This window comes from Acinetobacter sp. YH16038, from assembly GCF_013417275.1.
Classification (GTDB): domain Bacteria; phylum Pseudomonadota; class Gammaproteobacteria; order Pseudomonadales; family Moraxellaceae; genus Acinetobacter.
Genome location: NZ_VPEG01000023.1, coordinates 46895 through 65532 on the forward strand (window position 1 = coordinate 46895; position 18638 = coordinate 65532).

The following is an 18638-nucleotide window of genomic DNA, read 5'->3' on the forward strand; positions in this document are numbered from 1 at the left end:
TAAATACCTGAAAATTGCCGGCTCTTCCGGAATTAAGCATCTATCCGGGTTGAGCGTTGTGCCAGCCAGGTGGTCAGTTTCGGCCAGAATGTATTGGCTGTTTTCTGATTGGACATCAGTCCAAGATGACCACCCGGGATAAGAGTAAACGTCTTATCGGTACTACTTGTCAATTCCATCAAAGGTTTAGCTGACTGTTCCGTAACAATCTGATCGGTTTTCCCAGCCCCGACCAGTAAGGAGCAGTTGATATTTTTTAGATCAATCGTTTGGCCGTTTAAAGTCATCGAGCCATTTTTTAAAGGATTTTGCAGCCATAAGTGCAGCACCATGTCCTGATTGATTCCACCCGGATAATCAATCATCTTGTTCAAAAAATTGCCCATGGTGGCATGTTCATAGACATCTTCAACATTTTCCAGGTTCATCAAAAACTGCTTCTGGCTTTTAAACCAGCCAATCGGATCAAGGAGCTTAAATCCCAATGCATTGATGATGCCGGGCGAATGAATATATTCCTTAGGAATCAATCCTTGATGAATCGCCTGTTGCAGGGTTTTATTTTTGGAAATGAGCTTGTTGGTGATGCTAAAAAGCTTGCCAACGCGACCGGATGCATAACTGTCAATCGGGCTACCCAGTACAATCAGGTTTTTAACATGTTCAGGGGAATGTAGCGCAGTATAAAGCGTGACAAAAATTCCAGCCATACTCCAGCCATGCAAGGAAATAAACTGACTGCCTGAATGCGAGCAGATTCGTTCAATAGCCTGAGGAATCGCGCCGTCGATAAAAGACAGGAAATTCAAGTGACGGTGTTTATAACGGAAACGTTTCCATTCCACTAAATAGACATCAAAACCGCTATGCTGAAAATGCTTGACTAGTGAACGGTAAGGATACAGATCATAAATATCCATATTAATCGCAAGAGGGGCAACAAAGACTAACGGCTCACGGTACTTTTTTTCAGGCGCTGCATAATAGCGAATTTTGCAGAACTCAGTCGCAGCAATATATTCAAAGGGCGTTTTTTGCGAAAGAATCAGGGAAGACGAGTTAAATAACCGTGCATTCAGGTGTTTTAATTTTTTCTTCTGGCGTTGAATATTTTGTTTGAACTGAATCATGTAAATAATTTATCCGTATACAAAGGAGAATTGGTCGAAGTCTAAGCAATAATTGCTTATTATGCCTTGACCTGAAATAGCTTAGACGCTCAAAATGTTGGCAATTTTTTACAAAAGGCAGCCTTTGGGCTGAAGTAAAGTGATGAGCCAGCAAGACGATTTTAACTATCAATTAGAAACTTTAGCCATCCGTACCGGTCACACCCGCAGCTTCGAGGGTGAGCATGGTGAACCGATTTTTCTAACATCGTCATTTGTTTATGAAAATGCGGCTGAAGCCGCAGCGAAATTTTCAGGCCAGGAGCCGGGTAATATTTACTCTCGCTTTACTAATCCAACTGTTGCCATGTTTGAAAAGCGTCTGGCTGCCTTAGAAGGCGCAGAACGTGCTGTTGCGACCAGCTCTGGTATGGCTGCGATTATGGCAGTGGCGATGGCTTACCTGAAAGCAGGCGATCATGTGATCTGTTCACGCGCCGTATTTGGTTCAACAGTTTCTTTATTTGAAAAATACGTGGCTAAATTTGGTGTCGTAGTTGAGTTTGTCGATCTGACTGATCTGGATGCATGGAAAAATGCCATCAAGCCAGAAACCAAATTACTCTTTGTTGAATCTCCGTCAAACCCATTGGCTGAAGTGGCAGATATTCAGGCTTTGGCAGATATTGCACATGCCAATGATGCATTGCTCGCGATTGACAACAGCTTCTGTACACCAGTGTTACAACAACCACTCAAATTTGGTGCAGACTTAGTCGTATATTCTGCGACTAAATATCTGGATGGCCAAGGCCGTGCACTCGGTGGCGCTGTAGTAGGTAACCACAAACTGCTTGAAGAAATCTTCGGTTATGTACGTACCACTGGTCCTTCTATGAGCCCGTTTAATGCCTGGGTATTCCTGAAAGGTCTGGAAACTTTACGTTTACGTATGCGTGAGCATTCTGCCAATGCACAAAAACTGGCAGAGTTCTTAAATGCGCATCCGAAAGTAGAAAAAGTTTACTATGCGGGTTTGCCTGAACATATTGGTCATGAACTGGCTGCAAAACAACAAACCGGTTTCGGTGGTATCGTATCTTTTGAAGTGAAAGGCGGTCGTGAAGGTGCCTGGAAAGTAATCGACAATACCCAGTTCATTTCAATCACTGGTAACCTGGGTGATGTGAAATCAACGATTACTCATCCAGCAACAACCACGCATGGTAAATTGTCCCCAGAAGCCAAAGCAGCAGCGGGTATTCGTGAAGGTTTAATTCGCGTTTCTGTTGGTTTGGAAGAGATTGATGATATTATTCGCGACATTACACGTGGTTTAGATCTAATCTAATTTTATAAATATATGTTCGGAGATCTTTATGAACATTAATATGTTGATGCAGCAAGCACAGCGCATGCAAAAAGAAGTCGAAAACAACATGAAAAAAGCCAAAGAAGAGCTTGCGCAAACTGAAGTGCATGCTGAGGCTGGTGGCGGTCTGGTGAAAGTTACCATGACTTGCCGCAATGTGGTGAAACGTATCGAAATCAATCCTGAACTGTTACAGGACGATCCAGATATGATCGAAGATCTAATTGCAGCAGCGATGAATGATGCAGCGCGTCAAGCAGAAGCGATCTCTGAAGAGAAAATGAAATCTGCAAACTCAGGTATGGGCTTACCACCTGGTCTGGCTGGTTTATTCTAAGGAAGTATGCGCAATGTTTAGTGATCGTTTTGATCAACTGGTTCAAGCATTACGCATTTTGCCAAGCGTTGGGCCGAAATCGGCCCAGCGTATGGCTTTGCATTTAATCATGAAAAATCGTGAAGGGGCGATCGGTCTGGCACATGCCTTAACTGAAGCAACCGATCATATTCATGAATGCTCGATCTGCCATTCATTGACAGAAGATGAAGTCTGTAATATCTGTACCTCACTTGAGCGTGATGATGAACTGCTTTGTGTAGTAGAATCACCGGCAGATGTCATGGCAATTGAGCAAAGCGGCAGTTTCCGCGGTAAATATCATGTTCTGGGTGGTCATCTGTCACCTCTAGATGGAATCGGGCCTGAAGAAATCGGTATTCCCTATTTACTGCAACGCTTAAGTCAGGGACAGATCAAGGAAGTGATTCTGGCTACCAATGCGACTGTTGAAGGACAAGCAACCGCACATTATCTGGTTGAAGCCAGTAAACATTTACCGGTGCAAATGACGCGTATCGCTCAAGGGGTGCCTCAAGGCGGAGAACTGGAGTATGTCGATAGTCATACATTGAGTCAGGCAGTGCATAACCGGATGCGAATTAAGTGAAATATTAATTATATTCTCTTAATATAAAAAATATATTATTAAAAATATAAACTAGATAAGCTATATTCGAAAAATATGGAACAAAAAGTGTGATTTGGTTGTCATATTTTTATATAAAAATTCTATATATCGGGTAATATAGCTTCATCGAGCATCTAATTTTAGACTCAGTCTTTATGTTTCAATTTATTCAACATCAGCACGACTTAAATTATGTCCTGAACCTTATGGATCAAAATCCGGTCTATGGCCTGGATACAGAATTCATTAAGGTAGACACCTTGTGGCCAAAACTTGGTGTTTTCCAAATTAATGTCAACAACAATGTCTACCTGCTGGATGGAACAACACTGGATCTGAGTGAATTTCTGAACAAGATCTTTAATGCTCAACAGAATATTTTCCATGCCTGCAGTGAAGATATTGACCTGATTTATCATTACACCCAGAAAAAAGCCCTGAGCAATGTCTTTGATACACAGGTCGGCATGTCATTCCTCGGACATGGTTTGCAGGTCAGCTATCAGAATGCCTTGAAACAGATGCTGGATGTCGATATTGAAAAAGATCAGACCCGCTCTAACTGGCTGGCACGGCCTTTAAGCTCTGAGCAGTTACTGTATGCAGCCAATGATGTGCATTATCTGGTGCAACTGTCGGATAAGGTCAAACAGGATCTGGAAAGCAAATATCTGCTCGATTTCGCTCTTGAAGATTGCCGTTTTCTGACCCATGAAATTGGTGAAGAAACACCGACTGCCTTGCTTTATCAGGATGTCGGTAATTATCGTCATTCACGCCGTCAATTAATGCAGTTACAACAACTGGCTGTATGGCGTGAACAGATTGCCAAGGCGTTGAATCAGCCACGTAGTTTTATTCTGAAAAACTCGACCATGATTGATCTGGTAGAGAAATTCCCGCGCAATAATTTTCAGCTCAGTCAGATGAAAGACATCCGGGCCAATATTGTCCGTGAACATGGCAAGACTATTTTGGATCTATTGAAATTCTTGCCTGACCAAGCCGACTGGCCATTACGTCTGGCACGTCCAATCCGCCATTCATCCAGAGAGATTGGCGAGAAGGTCGAAACAATGATCCAGAATATATCCAATGAAATCTCTGTACCGAAAGAAGTGCTGATGCGCAAGAAATGGCTGAATGCCTTATATCAGCATGTGGTATGTCATAAGGATGAACAGGATCTGCCAAACTATTTGCTCGGCTGGCGCTATGAGTTATTAACTCTGCCGCTAATTAAGGTACTGCATCAGGATGAGTCTTATCTATCGACTCAGATGAAAGTGGTTGAGTGATTTTTACTGGATTGATTAAAGATAAAGCAATTATACAAAATCACGACTGATGCATTTGAAGCGGCTAATGTTTCTGTCGTTTTTTTGATGTATCCTTGCGATTGTTTTTTCAGAAAAGTCGTTTGAAACATGCAAGTGTCTATCTACAAATCTAGCAAAAAAGATGAAATGTATCTTTATGTGGCGCGTCCTGCAGATGAGAACGAAGCCGAAACATTTGAACCACTAGAGGTATTGGCTGAACCGGTACGTGTGGCGTTTGGTCGTGCGACTTTTGTCATGCATCTTGAATTGAGTGAATCGCGTAAACTGGCACGTGCCAATGTTTTACATGTGATGGATTCAATTTCTACTCGTGGTTTCTTCCTGCAAATGCCACCAGAAGGTTTGATTAACCCGAATGCGCCAGCGCCAGAAGGTCTTCGTGGGGCTTAAGCTCAGTTCAGGAGTTGTGAAATGAATGGTTTTGTAGCTGTATTGGACTCAATTCCTGACCAGAGTATTGCGTTTGCAGTGTATCTGCTGGGCAGTCTGATTGCGTTAGCCTGCTGGTATGGGGTGACCAAGCGCATGCCAAAGGCAATGGGCGGTTTTTTATGGCTATTGGCCTTTGCCGTGCTGTTGACTCCAACCGTTTCTGAAGGCAGCAATGCTTCAGTTGCACCTGCTATTTTCGGGCTGCTGTTTGGTATTCTGACCAAGGAATATGAACTCGTTTGGATTAATGCGTCACTTATTTTATTTGTCATTGGTATCGGGTCTGTGATTGGCTATTGCTGGTCGACCTATGCATCCAGTAAAACGGGTCTTGGGTCAAACAAGAAAAGTTCACCGTTGTAAATAGAAAAATAAGGTTCAATCATGTCTGCTGATATTCAACAATTCTCAGGTACGGATCAGTACATTGCCACTGACAGTTTAAAACTAGCTGTGAAAGCTGCGCGTAGTTTGCAAAAACCCTTGCTGGTTAAAGGTGAGCCGGGTACAGGTAAAACCTTGTTGGCTGAACAGGTGGCACAAAGCCTTGGACTGAAGCTGATTACCTGGCATATCAAATCAACGACCAAGGCACAGCAGGGCCTGTATGAATATGATGCGGTATCACGCTTACGTGATAGTCAGTTAGGTGATGATCGCGTTTATGACATCAAGAACTACATCAAGCCGGGTAAACTCTGGGAAGCATTTACCAGTGAAGAACGCTGTGTATTGCTGATTGATGAGATCGATAAAGCAGATATCGAGTTCCCAAATGACTTGCTACACGAACTCGACAAGATGTCTTTCTTCGTTTATGAAACGGGGGAAACCATTACTGCGACTCAGCGTCCGATTGTCATCATCACTTCAAATAACGAGAAAGAACTTCCAGATGCCTTCCTGCGCCGTTGTTTCTTCCACTATATCGAGTTTCCGGATGAAGCGACCATGCGTGAAATTATCGATGTACATTTTGAGAATATTTCAGCAACGCTGGTGAATGAAGCTCTGCAAGTCTTCTTCAAGTTACGTCAGATTCCAGGCTTGAAAAAACCACCTTCAACTTCAGAACTGATCGACTGGCTAAGCCTACTCATGGCAGATGATATGCCGGAAGACATTTTAAGAAATACCGACAAGTCCAAAGCGATTCCGCCTTTGTACGGCGCGCTGATCAAAAATGAGCAGGATGTACAACTGCTTGAACGTCTAGCCTTTATGTCGCGTCGCTAAGGGAGAAACACGCATGTTTGTGCGATTGTTTTATACCCTCAGAAAATATGGCGTACCAGTTTCCACCCGTGAGCTGATTGATCTGAATCAAGCGGTGGCGGCAGGCGTGGTTTTTGCTGATCAGGGCGAGTTCTATCAGCTTGCTAAAACTGTGATGGTCAAAGACGAGCGCTACTTCGACAAGTTCGATCGCGCCATGAAAGATTACTTTGATGGTATCGCGACTTTTGATCTGGATGAACTGCTGAATCAGGTGCATAAACTACCCAAAGACTGGTTTGATCTGGAACTTCTGGAAAAGCACTTAACCCCTGAACAGCGTGAAGAACTGAAAAAAGCCGGATCGCTGGAAGAACTGATGAAAATGCTGGAAGAACGCTTGCGCGAACAGCATAAAAAACATCAGGGCGGGAATAAGATGATTGGTACTGGTGGCACATCGCCATTTGGTGCCTATGGTGATCATCCTGAAGGTGTGCGCATTGGCGGGCCGGGGCGTAAACGTTCCGCCGTCAAAGTCTGGGAACAGCGTCAATACCGTAATCTGGATGATGATCAGATTCTTGGTAGTCGTCAGATGCAGATGGCACTGCGCCGTTTGCGTAAGTTCGCTCGTCAGGGTGCGGCTGAAGAACTGGACATTGATAGTACTATTCGTGAAACCGCCAAACAGGGGATTCTGGATGTGCAATTGGTGCCGGAGCGTCGTAACCGTATTAAAGTACTAATGCTGTTTGATATCGGTGGATCAATGGATGCGCATATCGCTCAGTGTGAAAAACTGTTTAGCGCCGCTAAGACCGAATTTAAGACTCTGGAATATTTCTATTTCCATAATTGTCTATACGACTATGTCTGGAAAGATAATGTCCGTCGTTCCAGCTCGCGCATGAATACCTGGGATCTGTTCAATACCTATGGACGGGATTACCGGGTGATTGTAGTGGGTGATGCCAGCATGGCACCCTATGAGTTGAACTCCGTCGGTGGTTCGGTCGAATATATGAATGATGAGGCAGGACAGGTCTGGTTACAGCGTCTGCGTCAGCATTTTGATAAAACCGCTTGGCTCAATCCTGAAGAAGAAAAATACTGGCATTACACGCATACTATTGGCCTGATTAAGCAAATCTTTGAAGATCATATGTTTCCAATGACCTTAAAAGGTATTGAGGATATGACCAAATATCTGGCGCGTTGATTCCATTTATCTATAAGTGACTTTATCTATAGTTATTAGTGCTTTAAAACGAATTATTCTAGTATAAAGTCACTTATTATACCTTATTCCAATATTCAGGAATTATTATGGCTCATCAAATTAATAGTATTGCGTTGCCCAATGAAGAGGGTTTCTTTGGTCAATATGGCGGTCAGTTCATTCCACCGGATCTAAAACAGGCCATGGATGACATCAATGTTGCCTATCAGGAAATCCGTCAAACTGAAGAATTTCAAAATGAATTAAAAGACCTGTTTGCTAACTATGTCGGCCGTCCTAGCCCTTTGTTTCATGCTAAACGCCTTTCTGACCAGTTAGGTGGAGCACAGATCTATTTAAAACGTGAAGACCTGAATCATACCGGTGCACATAAAATCAATCACTGCCTGGGTGAAGCACTGCTGGCGAAATATATGGGTAAAACCAAAGTCATTGCAGAAACCGGTGCAGGTCAGCATGGTGTAGCATTGGCTACTGCATGTGCTTTGGTGGGTATTCCATGTGAAATTCATATGGGCCAGGTGGATATCGAAAAAGAACATCCAAACGTCGTAAAGATGAAAATCTTGGGTGCTAAGCTGATTTCTGTGACGCGTGGTACTGCGACCCTTAAAGATGCAGTCGACAGTGCTTTTGAAGAATACTTGAAAGATCCGAAAAACTATATCTATGCGATTGGTTCGGTGGTAGGACCGCATCCATTCCCAATGATGGTGCGTGATTTCCAGTCCATTATTGGCGATGAAATCAAGGTTCAAACCAATGAACGCTTCGGTGCAAACCCAGACTTTGTGGTGGCATGTGTGGGTGGTGGTTCAAATGCCATGGGGGCATTCACGGCATTCCTGAATGATCCAGAAGTGAAACTGGTGGGGGTAGAGCCTGCAGGTCATGGCTTAAATACTGATAAGCATTCCGCAACGCTGACTTTGGGTAAACCAAGCCAGTTGCATGGTATGGCCTGTTATGTACTCGAAGATGAGCAGGGTGAGCCTTTACCTGTGCATTCGATTGCTTCTGGGCTGGATTATCCAGGCGTAGGGCCACAGCACAGCCTGCTGAAAGATCTAGGTCGTGTGGAATACACTACAGCAACAGATCAGGAGTGTCTGGATGCCTTTATGACCCTGTCACGCGTTGAGGGAATTGTGCCAGCATTAGAAAGTTCACATGCAGTGGCTTGGGCAATTCGTGAAGCGGGTAAACTGCCTAAAGAGACTAAGATTGTAGTGAATCTTTCAGGTCGTGGTGATAAAGACTCTGACTATGTCGCAGAGAAACTCGGTCTTTAATTTGATCTAATAATCAAAAAATCCCAGTCTTAAGGCTGGGATTTTTTATATCTAATCTGGTTTTGATATGACATTGTCATTTGTTTGTAATGACATTTTGAGTTTGAGTCTTAATTTACGTATTCAACTAAGAAAGAATTTTAGCCTGAAATATATTGTTGTAACTGATCAATCAGCTTACGTTGATCTTCCATTGCAGCTTTGACCAAGTCACCAATCGAAATCAGGCCAATCAGTTTGTCATTTTCAACTACAGGTAAGTGGCGTAAATGGCGGTCAGTCATTAATGCTAAGCAGTCTTCAACAGAAGTTGCAGAAGTCACGGTTATGACTTTAGGTGTCATAATTTCATTGACCGTGGTATCAAAAGAGGTTCTTTGCATCAATGCGATTTTACGGGTGTAATCACGCTCTGACAAAATGCCGACCACACTATCTTCGTGGGTAACGACCAGCGCCCCGATTCCTTTTTCTGCCATCAGGCTAATTGCTTCTAAAACTGTAGAGTCTGGACGGATGGTATAAACTGCCTGATGTACTTTATCACCGAGCACTTGTGCTACGTTGGTCATTCTATTGAGTCCTTTTTATCTAATTATTATTAGTCCTAGAGTATGTATCCAGCTGAACATCTCTAGGTGTCTATTTTATGTCTTTATAAATAACATGTTTTTAGGCAAAGTGCAGTCTTTGTTGTGAAAAAAACAGGTGACGCATCTGTGGAATGGATAACTTTAGTTTAGTGCCATTGCCGCTACATAAAGTAGGTGTCACGGCTAGTCGGGACAGTGTAGGTAACAAGTTGTTTTCGAAATCTTCCGGGTTGATTCTACGGGGTACATAACCTGGCCAATGTTCCTTGGCATAATTTTTGGCATCCAGAGAATTAAGCCAGAATGGAAAAATATAATCTTCCTGATCACGCATCATCGCCCAACCCTGATGATAGACGCCCCACAAAACGCCGCAATACATCATAGATTTGAGGATGGTGAGCCTCAAAAGAAAGTTTTTACAAATCGGGTCGTATTGAATAATTTTTCGCATTGTCGTTAAAATAAAGTGCTATTAGAGTTCAGCTCTATTCTAGAAAGTTCCAGTGAAATTACTGTTTCAGCTTTGCAAGCAATCGTAATAAATTATGTCTTAATTGCAGTATTTCGAAAAAATGGCGTAAAAAAAACGTCACCGAGGTGACGTTTCTTCAGGCTTGCATGGTGGCCATGTTCTGCCAGTATTGTGCTTTTAGTGAATCTCGTTCTACACGAAAACCTTGATAATACAGTTCAGCTAAAAAGAGAGCTGCTTTACCGTGACCGGCGCGCGCTGCATCTTCTAATTGTTTTACTGCATCGACAAAGTTCATTTGCGATTGAATGGTATTCACTGCATCTGCATACAGATGTTCCAAATCATGTTGAGAGATATTCTGCATAATATAAAAACTCCTTAATTTTAATTATGATTTCGGATAGACTTTTAAGTCTAAATACAAATATAACTTAGTATTATTAAACTAATATTACAGAATAATGGAAAAGTCAACTATATCAGCTTTCCTGTTTACTTAATTTATAGTTTGTACGATCAAACTATACACACTTGGAAGTTTGGTTGGTATAGATTTTAACAATAGAACAAAAGAAAAGGAGAACAACATGATGCAAAGAACTCTTGAAGGGCTCAGTTTTGATATGCCCCCAACAGCCAGTCAGATTACAGAATTGGCGCATGTACACCGTAAAAAACTGGATGAGGCAATTTATGACAAATATACCCATCTAGGTGATTACAGTCTGGCTCAACGTAAAGAAGTTTATGATTTTACCCGCGCTCTGGACGAAACCCAGCGTGCAGAGTTTTATAGTCACTATAATGATGAATTGGTCCGAATTGCAGATGAAGATCGACTGCATCCACCTGAAGCAGAAGCCGGCTTAAGCAAGTTTGCAATTTTACTGGTTTTAGGTCTGGTGGCTATGGTCATTGCCTGGAGTGTGTACGAATTGTTGAAATCCTAACCGATTTATAGTCATATCGAGATGTGTATTTATACTGGTCATTCAATCTTTGACTTGAACTTCATGGGGCCCAGCCATACACTAGCTTCAACTTGAGGTAGTGTATGGCTATAGATAGCAAAAAATTAAGCGATTTTCTGAATAAAATTAAGCTTGAACAAATTTATAATGCGGTTGTTATTTTCATTGTGGCATTAATCTTATGCCTGGCCACATTTGCCATTTATCGTCCACTGACGACTTCCCAATTTAATTTACTTCAGCAACTTGCAGAACAGCAGAGCTTGCCCCAAACCCAGAATATGGCTCAGACTTTGCTGCAACAGCAACGCATCCATCGCGGTCAATATCTTAAATTGATGCAGGCGTATCAACAGGAATCTCTACGGGCTCGTCAGCTTCCGCCGGTTTCTGTGGATATGCCTTAGGTATTGGAATCGTATTCGGTAGTGGTGTAGAAGGATCTAACAGGTTCTGTTCCAGTCGTAGTTTTAATGCTTCTTTATCTAATTCTTGGCTTACCACGACCAGTGTCAAGCGTTCTGGATGCAGATGTTTGCGCACAGCATTTTGCACATCTGCTGCGGTAATTTTGGCTAGACGTTCTGGATAGCGTGACAGATAGTCGGCTTGCTCTGCATAAAAGCCCATCGTGCCTAACTGGGCATTGATCGTGGCATTGCTGCTGTAATTATTCGGAAATGCTCTTAACATCCCGGCTTTGGTTTCTTCTAGGCGCTTAGTATCAATCGGCTGATTTACAAAGTTGATAAAAGCCTGATGTGCGACCTGAATGCTATCTAGCAATTGATCTTGTCTAGTGGAATAACGGAAGCTAAATATACCGGGTGCCTGACTAAAGCTGAATGTACTATAGGCACCATAGGTATAGCCGCGTTTTACCCTTAATTCCTGCATTAATACTGCATTAAATCCGCTACCACCAAACATGCGATTAGCCACTTCTAGAGCAAGCCGATCTTCAGTAAAACGGTTTGGTCCTAAGTGGCCGAAGGTCACATGCGCTTGGGATGAGTTATAAGGCAAATGCACGATATCAAAACCCGATTTTTCTTCAGGTTCAGCTAATGCAACAGCTTTCTGTCCTTGAGGCAAATTGCCTGCAATTCGTTCAGAAAGTTCCAGTGCCTGTTTAGAACTGAGTTTGCCGGTAATGGCAATATTCATGTTTTGTGCTACCAGAAACTGGTCGCGGAATTTTTTCAGTAAATCAGCCGTAATTTTTTTGGTACTGCCAATGGTGCCGGTAATGGGTTCGGCATAAGGATGCTGACCATACAATGCCCGATAAAACCGGATATCCATCAGTTTGCTTGGATTTTCCTGAAGCTGTTTTTGTCCTACTTGAGTATTGCTGAGTGCTAATTGAATACTGGAAGGCTTGAATGTAGCGTTTTTGAGAACTTCCATCATCATGCCCAAAGCAGGTTCCATTTTCTTGGGATCTGACAAAGTTCGCAGGCGAACGACAAACATATCGCGATAAGCCTGTACGCTAAATTGTGCGCCTGTGGCATCAAAGACTGAAGCTACCTGTGCGGCCGTATATTTATCTGTTCCTTCGCGCATCAGTTTGGCTGCTGTGCTGGATAAGCCAAATAAACCTTTAGCAATTTCCTGATCTCGTGCTGATCCGGCATTAAAGGTCAGTTGAATATCGACCATAGGTAAATCACGGGTTTCAACAAATAAAGTGCGAACTTTGTAGTGATTATTCAGGTCATGAATAAAAGGTGCTTGAAATGCCTGCTTTTGATTAATGTTTTTTAAACTTTGCAGGAGAGGGATCGCTTGTAACTGACTGGGATTATCATTCAGATCAGGTTGGGTATCTAAATAATTTTCTGCCCAAAGGCTTGAACTGAGGCTTAAGCTGGTTAAAAGGATAAGAGAGCGAACTTTAGACATTGTAATAACCATTATTGAGCTTTCTGTTCAGGCAAAAGGTAGAGCGTACTTAAATTTTCACGGACAAAATAGGCATTAGCAACCCGCTGAATGTCCTCTGCACGGACACTGTCATAATGCTGAGGCAGTTCATCCATCAGGCGGTAACTCAATCCGTTTACTTCAAGGTTTCCAATCATTTTGGCCTGTCCGCTCAGACTGTCCTGACTATAAATCAGATTTGAAATAAAGCGTGTGCTGATCCGTGCCAGTTCATACTCAGAAATAGCTTCAGTTTTTAATAAATCAATTTCTTTCTGGATGGCCGTTTGTGCTTCTGTCAGATTTACACCTGGAGCCGGAAGTGCGGAAATACCAAACAGGCTATCTCCACGGTTATAAGGATCATAGGATACACTCACAGAAGTAAGCACTTTGCGGTCGCGAACCAGACGACCCTGCAGGCGGGAAGAAATTCCACTATCCAGCAGGCTGTGGATAATGGTTAGGGCATAGGCATCTTGAGGATTCTTGGCGGTAGCTAGAGATTTCACATTCCAGGTCATATACAGATTAGGCACCTGAACATTGCTCTCAATTTCCATATGACGATAGCCTAAGCGCTCAAACTCGAGTACATCATTACGTGAGGGTGTGGGACGCGCCGGAATATCACCGAAATATTTCTGTACCTGAACGAGAGCTTCTTGCACATCTAAATCACCGACAATCACCAGAATGGCATTATTCGGGCTATACCAGTCTCGATACCATTTTTTAACATCACTCAGCTGAATATTATTAAGCGTTTTCATGTGACCAATCACGGGCTGACGATAGTGACTGGTGGGATAACTGATCCATCTAAAGCGTTCAAATGCCTGGGCACGCGGATTATCATCAGTATGCTGACGCCGTTCTTCCATTACCACTTTAATTTCCGGATCAAAATCTTGCTGGCGTAACAACAGGTTGTTCATACGGTCAGATTCGAGTTCGAGCGCCATCGGAAAATAAGCTTTGGGATAGAGCTGATAATAGTTCGTGTAATTGGTAAAGGTTGCGGCATTAATACTGCCGCCATAAATCCGGCTTAACCGGGTAAATTCATCATTGGGAACCTTGCTCGTGCCTTTAAACATCATGTGTTCCAAAGCATGAGAGACACCCAGAATATTGCCGGACTCGTCACTACTGCCGACTTTATACCAGATCTGTGTCATCACCATCGGGGAGCGATGATCTTCCCGGATAATGACTTTTAAGCCATTACCTAAATATGTTTCGATGGTGGTGCGGGATAATTCACTCTGGGTTGCGGCATGTACGGGGTTAAAACCGAAACTCAGGAGGAGTACAGCGGCTGGAGAAATCCATTGTTTAATGATTCTGGATAAGGAGGAGATAGCAAAAAAAGATAGGGACACAAAGTCTTCCAATGAATAGATATTTGTATTTAGGATTATTTTTCAGAAATCTTGTATTGAAAGCAACCAAACACTGTTATTTTTTGGTTGTTTATTCATGGATTGGATTGCCCGCTCAAAACACTGCAAGTTATGCTAGAATTCAATTTTTTAACGCAATGCTTTTCAAGGATTCGGCATGCAACAGCAATCTAATGGGCAAAACAAATTTTTGATTGATGCTGATATCGGAGATGATGATGTCACGTTACCGAGTTTACCTGCGGTTAATGTGCCAATTGTAGAAACACCAAGCGCAACTGCTGAGGTTTCTGCACCTGTAGCGACAGAAGCTCAGGAAGAAGAACCTGCTACAAAAGGCGGTTTCTTTAGCCGTATGAAAGAGGGTTTAACCAAAACCCGTAAAAATCTTGCCGATGGGATGGTCAATATCCTGATTGGTGGCAAAGAAATTGACGATGAATTATTAGAAGAAGTTGAAGAACAGCTTTTGGTTGCAGATATCGGTGTTGATGCGACTAAAACGATTATTGCCAATTTGACTGAACGTACTGCACGCGGTGACCTGATTTATTCTCACTCGCTGTATAAAGCGCTTCAGGAAGAACTGGTCGCTCTGCTGGCTCCGCGTGTAAAACCGCTGCATATCGATCCAAACAAAAATCCATATGTAATTCTGGTCGTGGGTGTAAATGGTGTAGGTAAAACCACGACCATTGGCAAGCTCGCAAAACGTCTGCAAGGCGAAGGTAAAAAAGTCATGCTGGCTGCGGGTGATACTTTCCGTGCTGCTGCAACTGAGCAGTTACAGATCTGGGGTGAACGCAACAATATCGCCGTCGTAGCCCAAGGTCATGGTGCTGACTCTGCTTCTGTCATTTTTGATGCTTTCGAAAGTGCACGTGCCAAAGGTGTGGATGTTTTAATTGCAGATACTGCAGGCCGTCTGCATAACAAAGGTCACCTGATGCAGGAATTGACCAAGGTTAAACGTGTCATGCAGAAGATTGATGCGACTGCGCCACATGAAGTGATGTTGGTGGTGGATGCCGGTACAGGACAGAATGCCATTAATCAAGTTGAAATGTTTGATGAAGCAGTGGGTTTAACGGGTTTAACCATTACCAAACTGGATGGTACTGCAAAAGGTGGTGTGCTGTTTAATATTGCCAGCCGTACCCATGTACCGATTCGCTTTATCGGTGTAGGTGAGAAAATTGATGACTTGCGTCCATTCTCGGCAAAATCATTCGTTGCGGCATTGTTTGAAACTGAAAAATAATTAATGCAACTTGCGTCACATAAACTCCGCTAAATGCGGAGTTTTTTTGTTTTTAAGGAGTTTGAATGCTCTAAAAAGCAGCATGAAAAAAACAGCAAATCCTGCCTGCCTAAATAAACCCATTATATTGTATGGAATTTGCCTGGTGATTGAAGTTCAGGCTATATGTAGAGGGTAGAAAATGGCATTACTCAATAAAATTGGGCAGGTATTAACAACTGACCTGACTAAGGATTTTAAATTTCCTAAAAAGAGTAAAGTAGTTGAAAATTTAGAATTCACTTTTGTTGAGAAATTAAAAAAAGTGTCGTGGGATCTATCAGCTAGGTAAGCGTGTGCATTTCAGTCAAGCTTATCTGACCGAGCTGATTCAGGAAGCTGTGCATAGTTGTCCTTCAGCTTATAATTCACAAAGTGCACGCATTATCGTGCTATTTGCCGATTCACATCATCAATTCTGGAACATTGTAAAAGATGTTCAACGCCAGCATGTGCCGGCATCGGTCTACGAGGGGGTTAGAATCAAGCTGGATCAATGTGCAAATGCCTATGGCACGATTTTATTCTATGAAGATCAGCACACCATTCAGCAATTACAGAAGAAGATTCCATTTAGTGCTGATGATTTTCCACTGTGGTCAGAGCAGACTTCCGGCATGGTGCAATTTGCTGCGTGGACTGCGCTGGCAGATGCTGGTCTAGGCGCTTCTTTGCAACACTATAATGCGCAGATTAATCACCCTGTAGATGAGCATTTTAAGATTGATGAAAACTGGTTGCTACGTGCTCAGCTCTGTTTTGGTTCAATTGAAGAAGCAATAGAAGATAACATTGGGTCTGTAAATCCAGACAGCTTCCAGGTATTTAGCTAAGACATGTGATTTTTGAAATTACCATGCGCTAAGGTGGTTGATACAAAGGACTAACCTTAGCATCTCTGGGAATGTTCTATAAATAAAACACATTGTTATCGAAATAAGACTGTTTTAGGTAGTGAAAATGCTTAGGATGATCTTATCGGTTTTTAATAGTCAGAATAGAACGAGGTGAGATCATGGCATTTCTAGATCATATTAAAAAACGCCGTAGTATTTATGCCATTGGGAAAAATGTCAGCCTGGATCAGGCAGAAATTGAGCACATCATTAAAGAGGCAGTGAAACATAGTCCATCATCTTTTAACTCGCAATCTTCACGCGTAGTAATTTTGTTTGGTCAATCACATGATACTTTCTGGCATATTGTGCGTGAAACTTTACGCGACCTGGTGTCAGCAGATGCTTTTGAGGCTACCAATAGCAAAATAGATGGTTTTGCAGCAGGTTATGGAACTGCACTGTTTTATGAAGACCAGAACGTCATTAAAGGAATGCAAGAAAAATTTGCGCTATATGCAGATAATTTCCCGATCTGGTCAGAGCATGCCAGCGGTATCGCTCAGTTTGCAACCTGGACAGCTTTGGCTGAACATAATATTGGTGCATCACTACAGCACTACAATCCGATCATTGATGAAGAAGTGGCGCAAACTTTTAGTATTCCATCGAACTGGAAGCTTCGTGCTCAATTGGTATTTGGTTCAATCGAAGCCCCTCCAGGTGAAAAAACCTTTATGGATGATGCAGAACGATTTAAGACCTTTGCATAATCGATTTAGAGATGAGAAAGAAGTACTGTTAAGTACTTCTTTTTTTTTATATGTGATATAGCAGAAATCAGAAGATAGATAGTCTGATAAATGCTGAGTAAATTGCTGTAGAGACAAAGCATTTGTCATAGAATTGTCATTCATACACGGCATAGTGCAACGAAAATTTTATATATTAACCAGAATGAGTGAGTGAAATGGATTTACGTATCACAGCAGCTGTAGTTGCATTATTGAGCAGCACATCCGCTTTTTCAGCCGTGACATTAACCGTACCTGAAGAAATCAAGATAATCGCAGTGAATGATCAGGAAGTACGTTCAGGTCTATTACGTTCAGATCAAACTTATAAACTGGATGCTGGTACGAATGCGATTAGCGTTCGTTATACTGAATTTTTCCAGCATAATGACAATTCTCATGACATTTTAAAATCTGGCGTAGTAACTGTAAAAACTCCAGAACTTAAAGATGGTGAAGCTTATAAATTGGCTTTAATTAACGCGCCTAAAAATTTTGATGAAGCGAAAAAATATAAAGATCAGCCAATTATTGGTTTATATGATGCAAAAAATCAGCTTCTGGTTCAGCAGGCGGGAGCAAAAGATGCAGCGAAACCATTACTAGGGCAAAGCGTTTTAGGAAAATCTGTGGATTTGACAACGAATAAAGTAATAACTCCAACAAATCAGCCGGCAGCGGTTTACACTCAAACTGCAAGTACACCGAATATTGCTACTGCAAACGTTCAGGAAAATGCATCAGTTGGTCAGCTTGATCAGCAATTAATTCAGTTATGGAAGCAGGCATCTAAAGCTGAACGACAAAAATTTATGAATTGGCTTGGCGAGCAGGAAAATTAAAATTTATTGTTCAATATTAAAAGGGATCGTATGCAACGATCCCTTTTAATAAAAACTAAACCAGTCGAAATTCACATTTGCTTAAAATTTCAGGCCAAAAGTGACTGGAAAAAAGCATTAAAACTGCTAAAAATAGCAATTCAGATTAAAAAATAAACGTACAATGCGCTTTTTTGAATATTTTTAAGAAAAGCTCTTGCACTGGTTCGGAAACTGTATAGAATACGCAGCACACCAACGCAATGCATGAAACGAAACGTTAAGTGGTTGGGTTGGAGCTTAAAACTGACGAGGTTTTAAGTAAGATCATTAAGAGATTATGAAGAACAACTTGTGTGGATTTTTACTGGTTGATTGATCGAAATTATTTTCATTGATTGAATGGTAGAAATTACTCGAAGTTTATTTGAGAAATATTTGTCAGAAAATTGATGAGCCAAGTTTAAGAACTTTACTTATAAAGTTCGAAATGATTTTAACTGAAGAGTTTGATCATGGCTCAGATTGAACGCTGG

Annotated in this window: 20 protein-coding genes and 1 pseudogene; 15 read left to right on the forward strand and 6 right to left on the reverse strand. The window is 42.0% G+C overall.

The window, feature by feature from the left end:
- Positions 1–32 precede the first annotated feature (32 nt).
- Positions 33–1130, reverse strand: a complete 1098-nt coding sequence (locus tag FTV34_RS11380) for an alpha/beta fold hydrolase (RefSeq protein WP_180070224.1) — start codon at positions 1128–1130, stop codon at positions 33–35.
- A gap of 142 nt (positions 1131–1272) precedes the next feature.
- On the opposite strand from FTV34_RS11380, the gene FTV34_RS11385 reads away from it, so the two are divergent.
- The 9 genes from FTV34_RS11385 (at position 1273) to trpB (ending at position 8974) form a co-directional block, all read left to right on the forward strand.
- Positions 1273–2460, forward strand: coding sequence for an O-succinylhomoserine sulfhydrylase (locus tag FTV34_RS11385; protein WP_180070226.1), 1188 nt, complete (start codon positions 1273–1275; stop codon positions 2458–2460).
- Between the two features lie 28 nt (positions 2461–2488).
- Entirely contained in the window at positions 2489–2818 is a 330-nt protein-coding gene (locus FTV34_RS11390) for a YbaB/EbfC family nucleoid-associated protein (protein ID WP_125279140.1), read from the forward strand.
- Between the two features lie 13 nt (positions 2819–2831).
- Positions 2832–3428, forward strand: a complete 597-nt coding sequence (recR, locus tag FTV34_RS11395; RefSeq protein WP_125279141.1) for a recombination mediator RecR — start codon at positions 2832–2834, stop codon at positions 3426–3428.
- A gap of 176 nt (positions 3429–3604) precedes the next feature.
- Positions 3605–4747 (forward strand): HRDC domain-containing protein, encoded by a 1143-nt coding sequence (locus FTV34_RS11400; RefSeq protein WP_180070228.1) that lies wholly within the window; start codon positions 3605–3607, stop codon positions 4745–4747.
- Positions 4748–4876: 129 nt separating this feature from the next.
- Positions 4877–5182 (forward strand): YcgL domain-containing protein, encoded by a 306-nt coding sequence (locus tag FTV34_RS11405; protein WP_004783715.1) that lies wholly within the window; start codon positions 4877–4879, stop codon positions 5180–5182.
- Positions 5183–5203: 21 nt separating this feature from the next.
- Complete coding sequence (locus tag FTV34_RS11410) at positions 5204–5587, forward strand: hypothetical protein (RefSeq protein WP_180003755.1); 384 nt, start codon at positions 5204–5206, stop codon at positions 5585–5587.
- 21 nt (positions 5588–5608) lie between these two features.
- Positions 5609–6460, forward strand: coding sequence for a MoxR family ATPase (locus tag FTV34_RS11415; protein ID WP_104426039.1), 852 nt, complete (start codon positions 5609–5611; stop codon positions 6458–6460).
- Between the two features lie 13 nt (positions 6461–6473).
- A complete protein-coding gene (locus FTV34_RS11420) occupies positions 6474–7661 on the forward strand; it encodes a VWA domain-containing protein (RefSeq protein ID WP_159124439.1) in 1188 nt (395 codons plus the stop codon).
- A 107-nt stretch (positions 7662–7768) separates the two neighbouring features.
- Positions 7769–8974 (forward strand): tryptophan synthase subunit beta, encoded by a 1206-nt coding sequence (trpB, locus tag FTV34_RS11425; RefSeq protein ID WP_180070230.1) that lies wholly within the window; start codon positions 7769–7771, stop codon positions 8972–8974.
- A gap of 140 nt (positions 8975–9114) precedes the next feature.
- Here trpB and FTV34_RS11430 read toward each other — a convergent pair whose 3' ends face one another.
- From FTV34_RS11430 to FTV34_RS11440, 3 genes are all read right to left on the reverse strand, one after another.
- Positions 9115–9546, reverse strand: a complete 432-nt coding sequence (locus tag FTV34_RS11430) for a CBS domain-containing protein (protein WP_125279146.1) — start codon at positions 9544–9546, stop codon at positions 9115–9117.
- Positions 9547–9646: 100 nt separating this feature from the next.
- A complete protein-coding gene (locus tag FTV34_RS11435) occupies positions 9647–10021 on the reverse strand; it encodes a DUF2750 domain-containing protein (protein ID WP_034171083.1) in 375 nt (124 codons plus the stop codon).
- Between the two features lie 157 nt (positions 10022–10178).
- Positions 10179–10412, reverse strand: coding sequence for a hypothetical protein (locus FTV34_RS11440; RefSeq protein ID WP_034171084.1), 234 nt, complete (start codon positions 10410–10412; stop codon positions 10179–10181).
- A 220-nt stretch (positions 10413–10632) separates the two neighbouring features.
- On the opposite strand from FTV34_RS11440, the gene FTV34_RS11445 reads away from it, so the two are divergent.
- Together FTV34_RS11445 and FTV34_RS11450 are read left to right on the forward strand one after the other, a co-directional pair.
- Positions 10633–10995: a hypothetical protein gene (locus FTV34_RS11445; RefSeq protein ID WP_081402667.1), complete on the forward strand. Its 363-nt coding sequence runs from the start codon at positions 10633–10635 to the stop codon at positions 10993–10995.
- Positions 10996–11099: 104 nt separating this feature from the next.
- Positions 11100–11423 carry a hypothetical protein gene (locus tag FTV34_RS11450; RefSeq protein ID WP_180070231.1) on the forward strand — a complete coding sequence of 108 codons (324 nt, stop codon included), beginning with the start codon at positions 11100–11102 and terminating at the stop codon, positions 11421–11423.
- Here FTV34_RS11450 and FTV34_RS11455 read toward each other — a convergent pair.
- Entirely contained in the window at positions 11347–12924 is a 1578-nt protein-coding gene (locus tag FTV34_RS11455; RefSeq protein WP_180070233.1) for a pitrilysin family protein, read from the reverse strand. The genes FTV34_RS11450 and FTV34_RS11455 overlap by 77 nt on opposite strands.
- Positions 12925–12935: 11 nt before the next feature.
- A complete protein-coding gene (locus tag FTV34_RS11460; RefSeq protein ID WP_180070235.1) occupies positions 12936–14330 on the reverse strand; it encodes a pitrilysin family protein in 1395 nt (464 codons plus the stop codon).
- A 178-nt stretch (positions 14331–14508) separates the two neighbouring features.
- On the opposite strand from FTV34_RS11460, the gene ftsY reads away from it, so the two are divergent.
- The 4 genes and pseudogenes from ftsY to FTV34_RS11480 all read left to right on the forward strand — a co-directional run bounded on the left by ftsY (position 14509) and on the right by FTV34_RS11480 (position 18123).
- Positions 14509–15612, forward strand: a complete 1104-nt coding sequence (gene ftsY / locus FTV34_RS11465) for a signal recognition particle-docking protein FtsY (RefSeq protein ID WP_034171087.1) — start codon at positions 14509–14511, stop codon at positions 15610–15612.
- A 181-nt stretch (positions 15613–15793) separates the two neighbouring features.
- Positions 15794–16484: pseudogene (locus FTV34_RS11470) on the forward strand (nitroreductase family protein).
- 182 nt (positions 16485–16666) lie between these two features.
- A complete protein-coding gene (locus FTV34_RS11475) occupies positions 16667–17260 on the forward strand; it encodes a nitroreductase family protein (RefSeq protein WP_004783692.1) in 594 nt (197 codons plus the stop codon).
- 197 nt (positions 17261–17457) lie between these two features.
- Positions 17458–18123 (forward strand): DUF2057 domain-containing protein, encoded by a 666-nt coding sequence (locus FTV34_RS11480; protein WP_166134835.1) that lies wholly within the window; start codon positions 17458–17460, stop codon positions 18121–18123.
- Positions 18124–18638 lie beyond the last annotated feature (515 nt).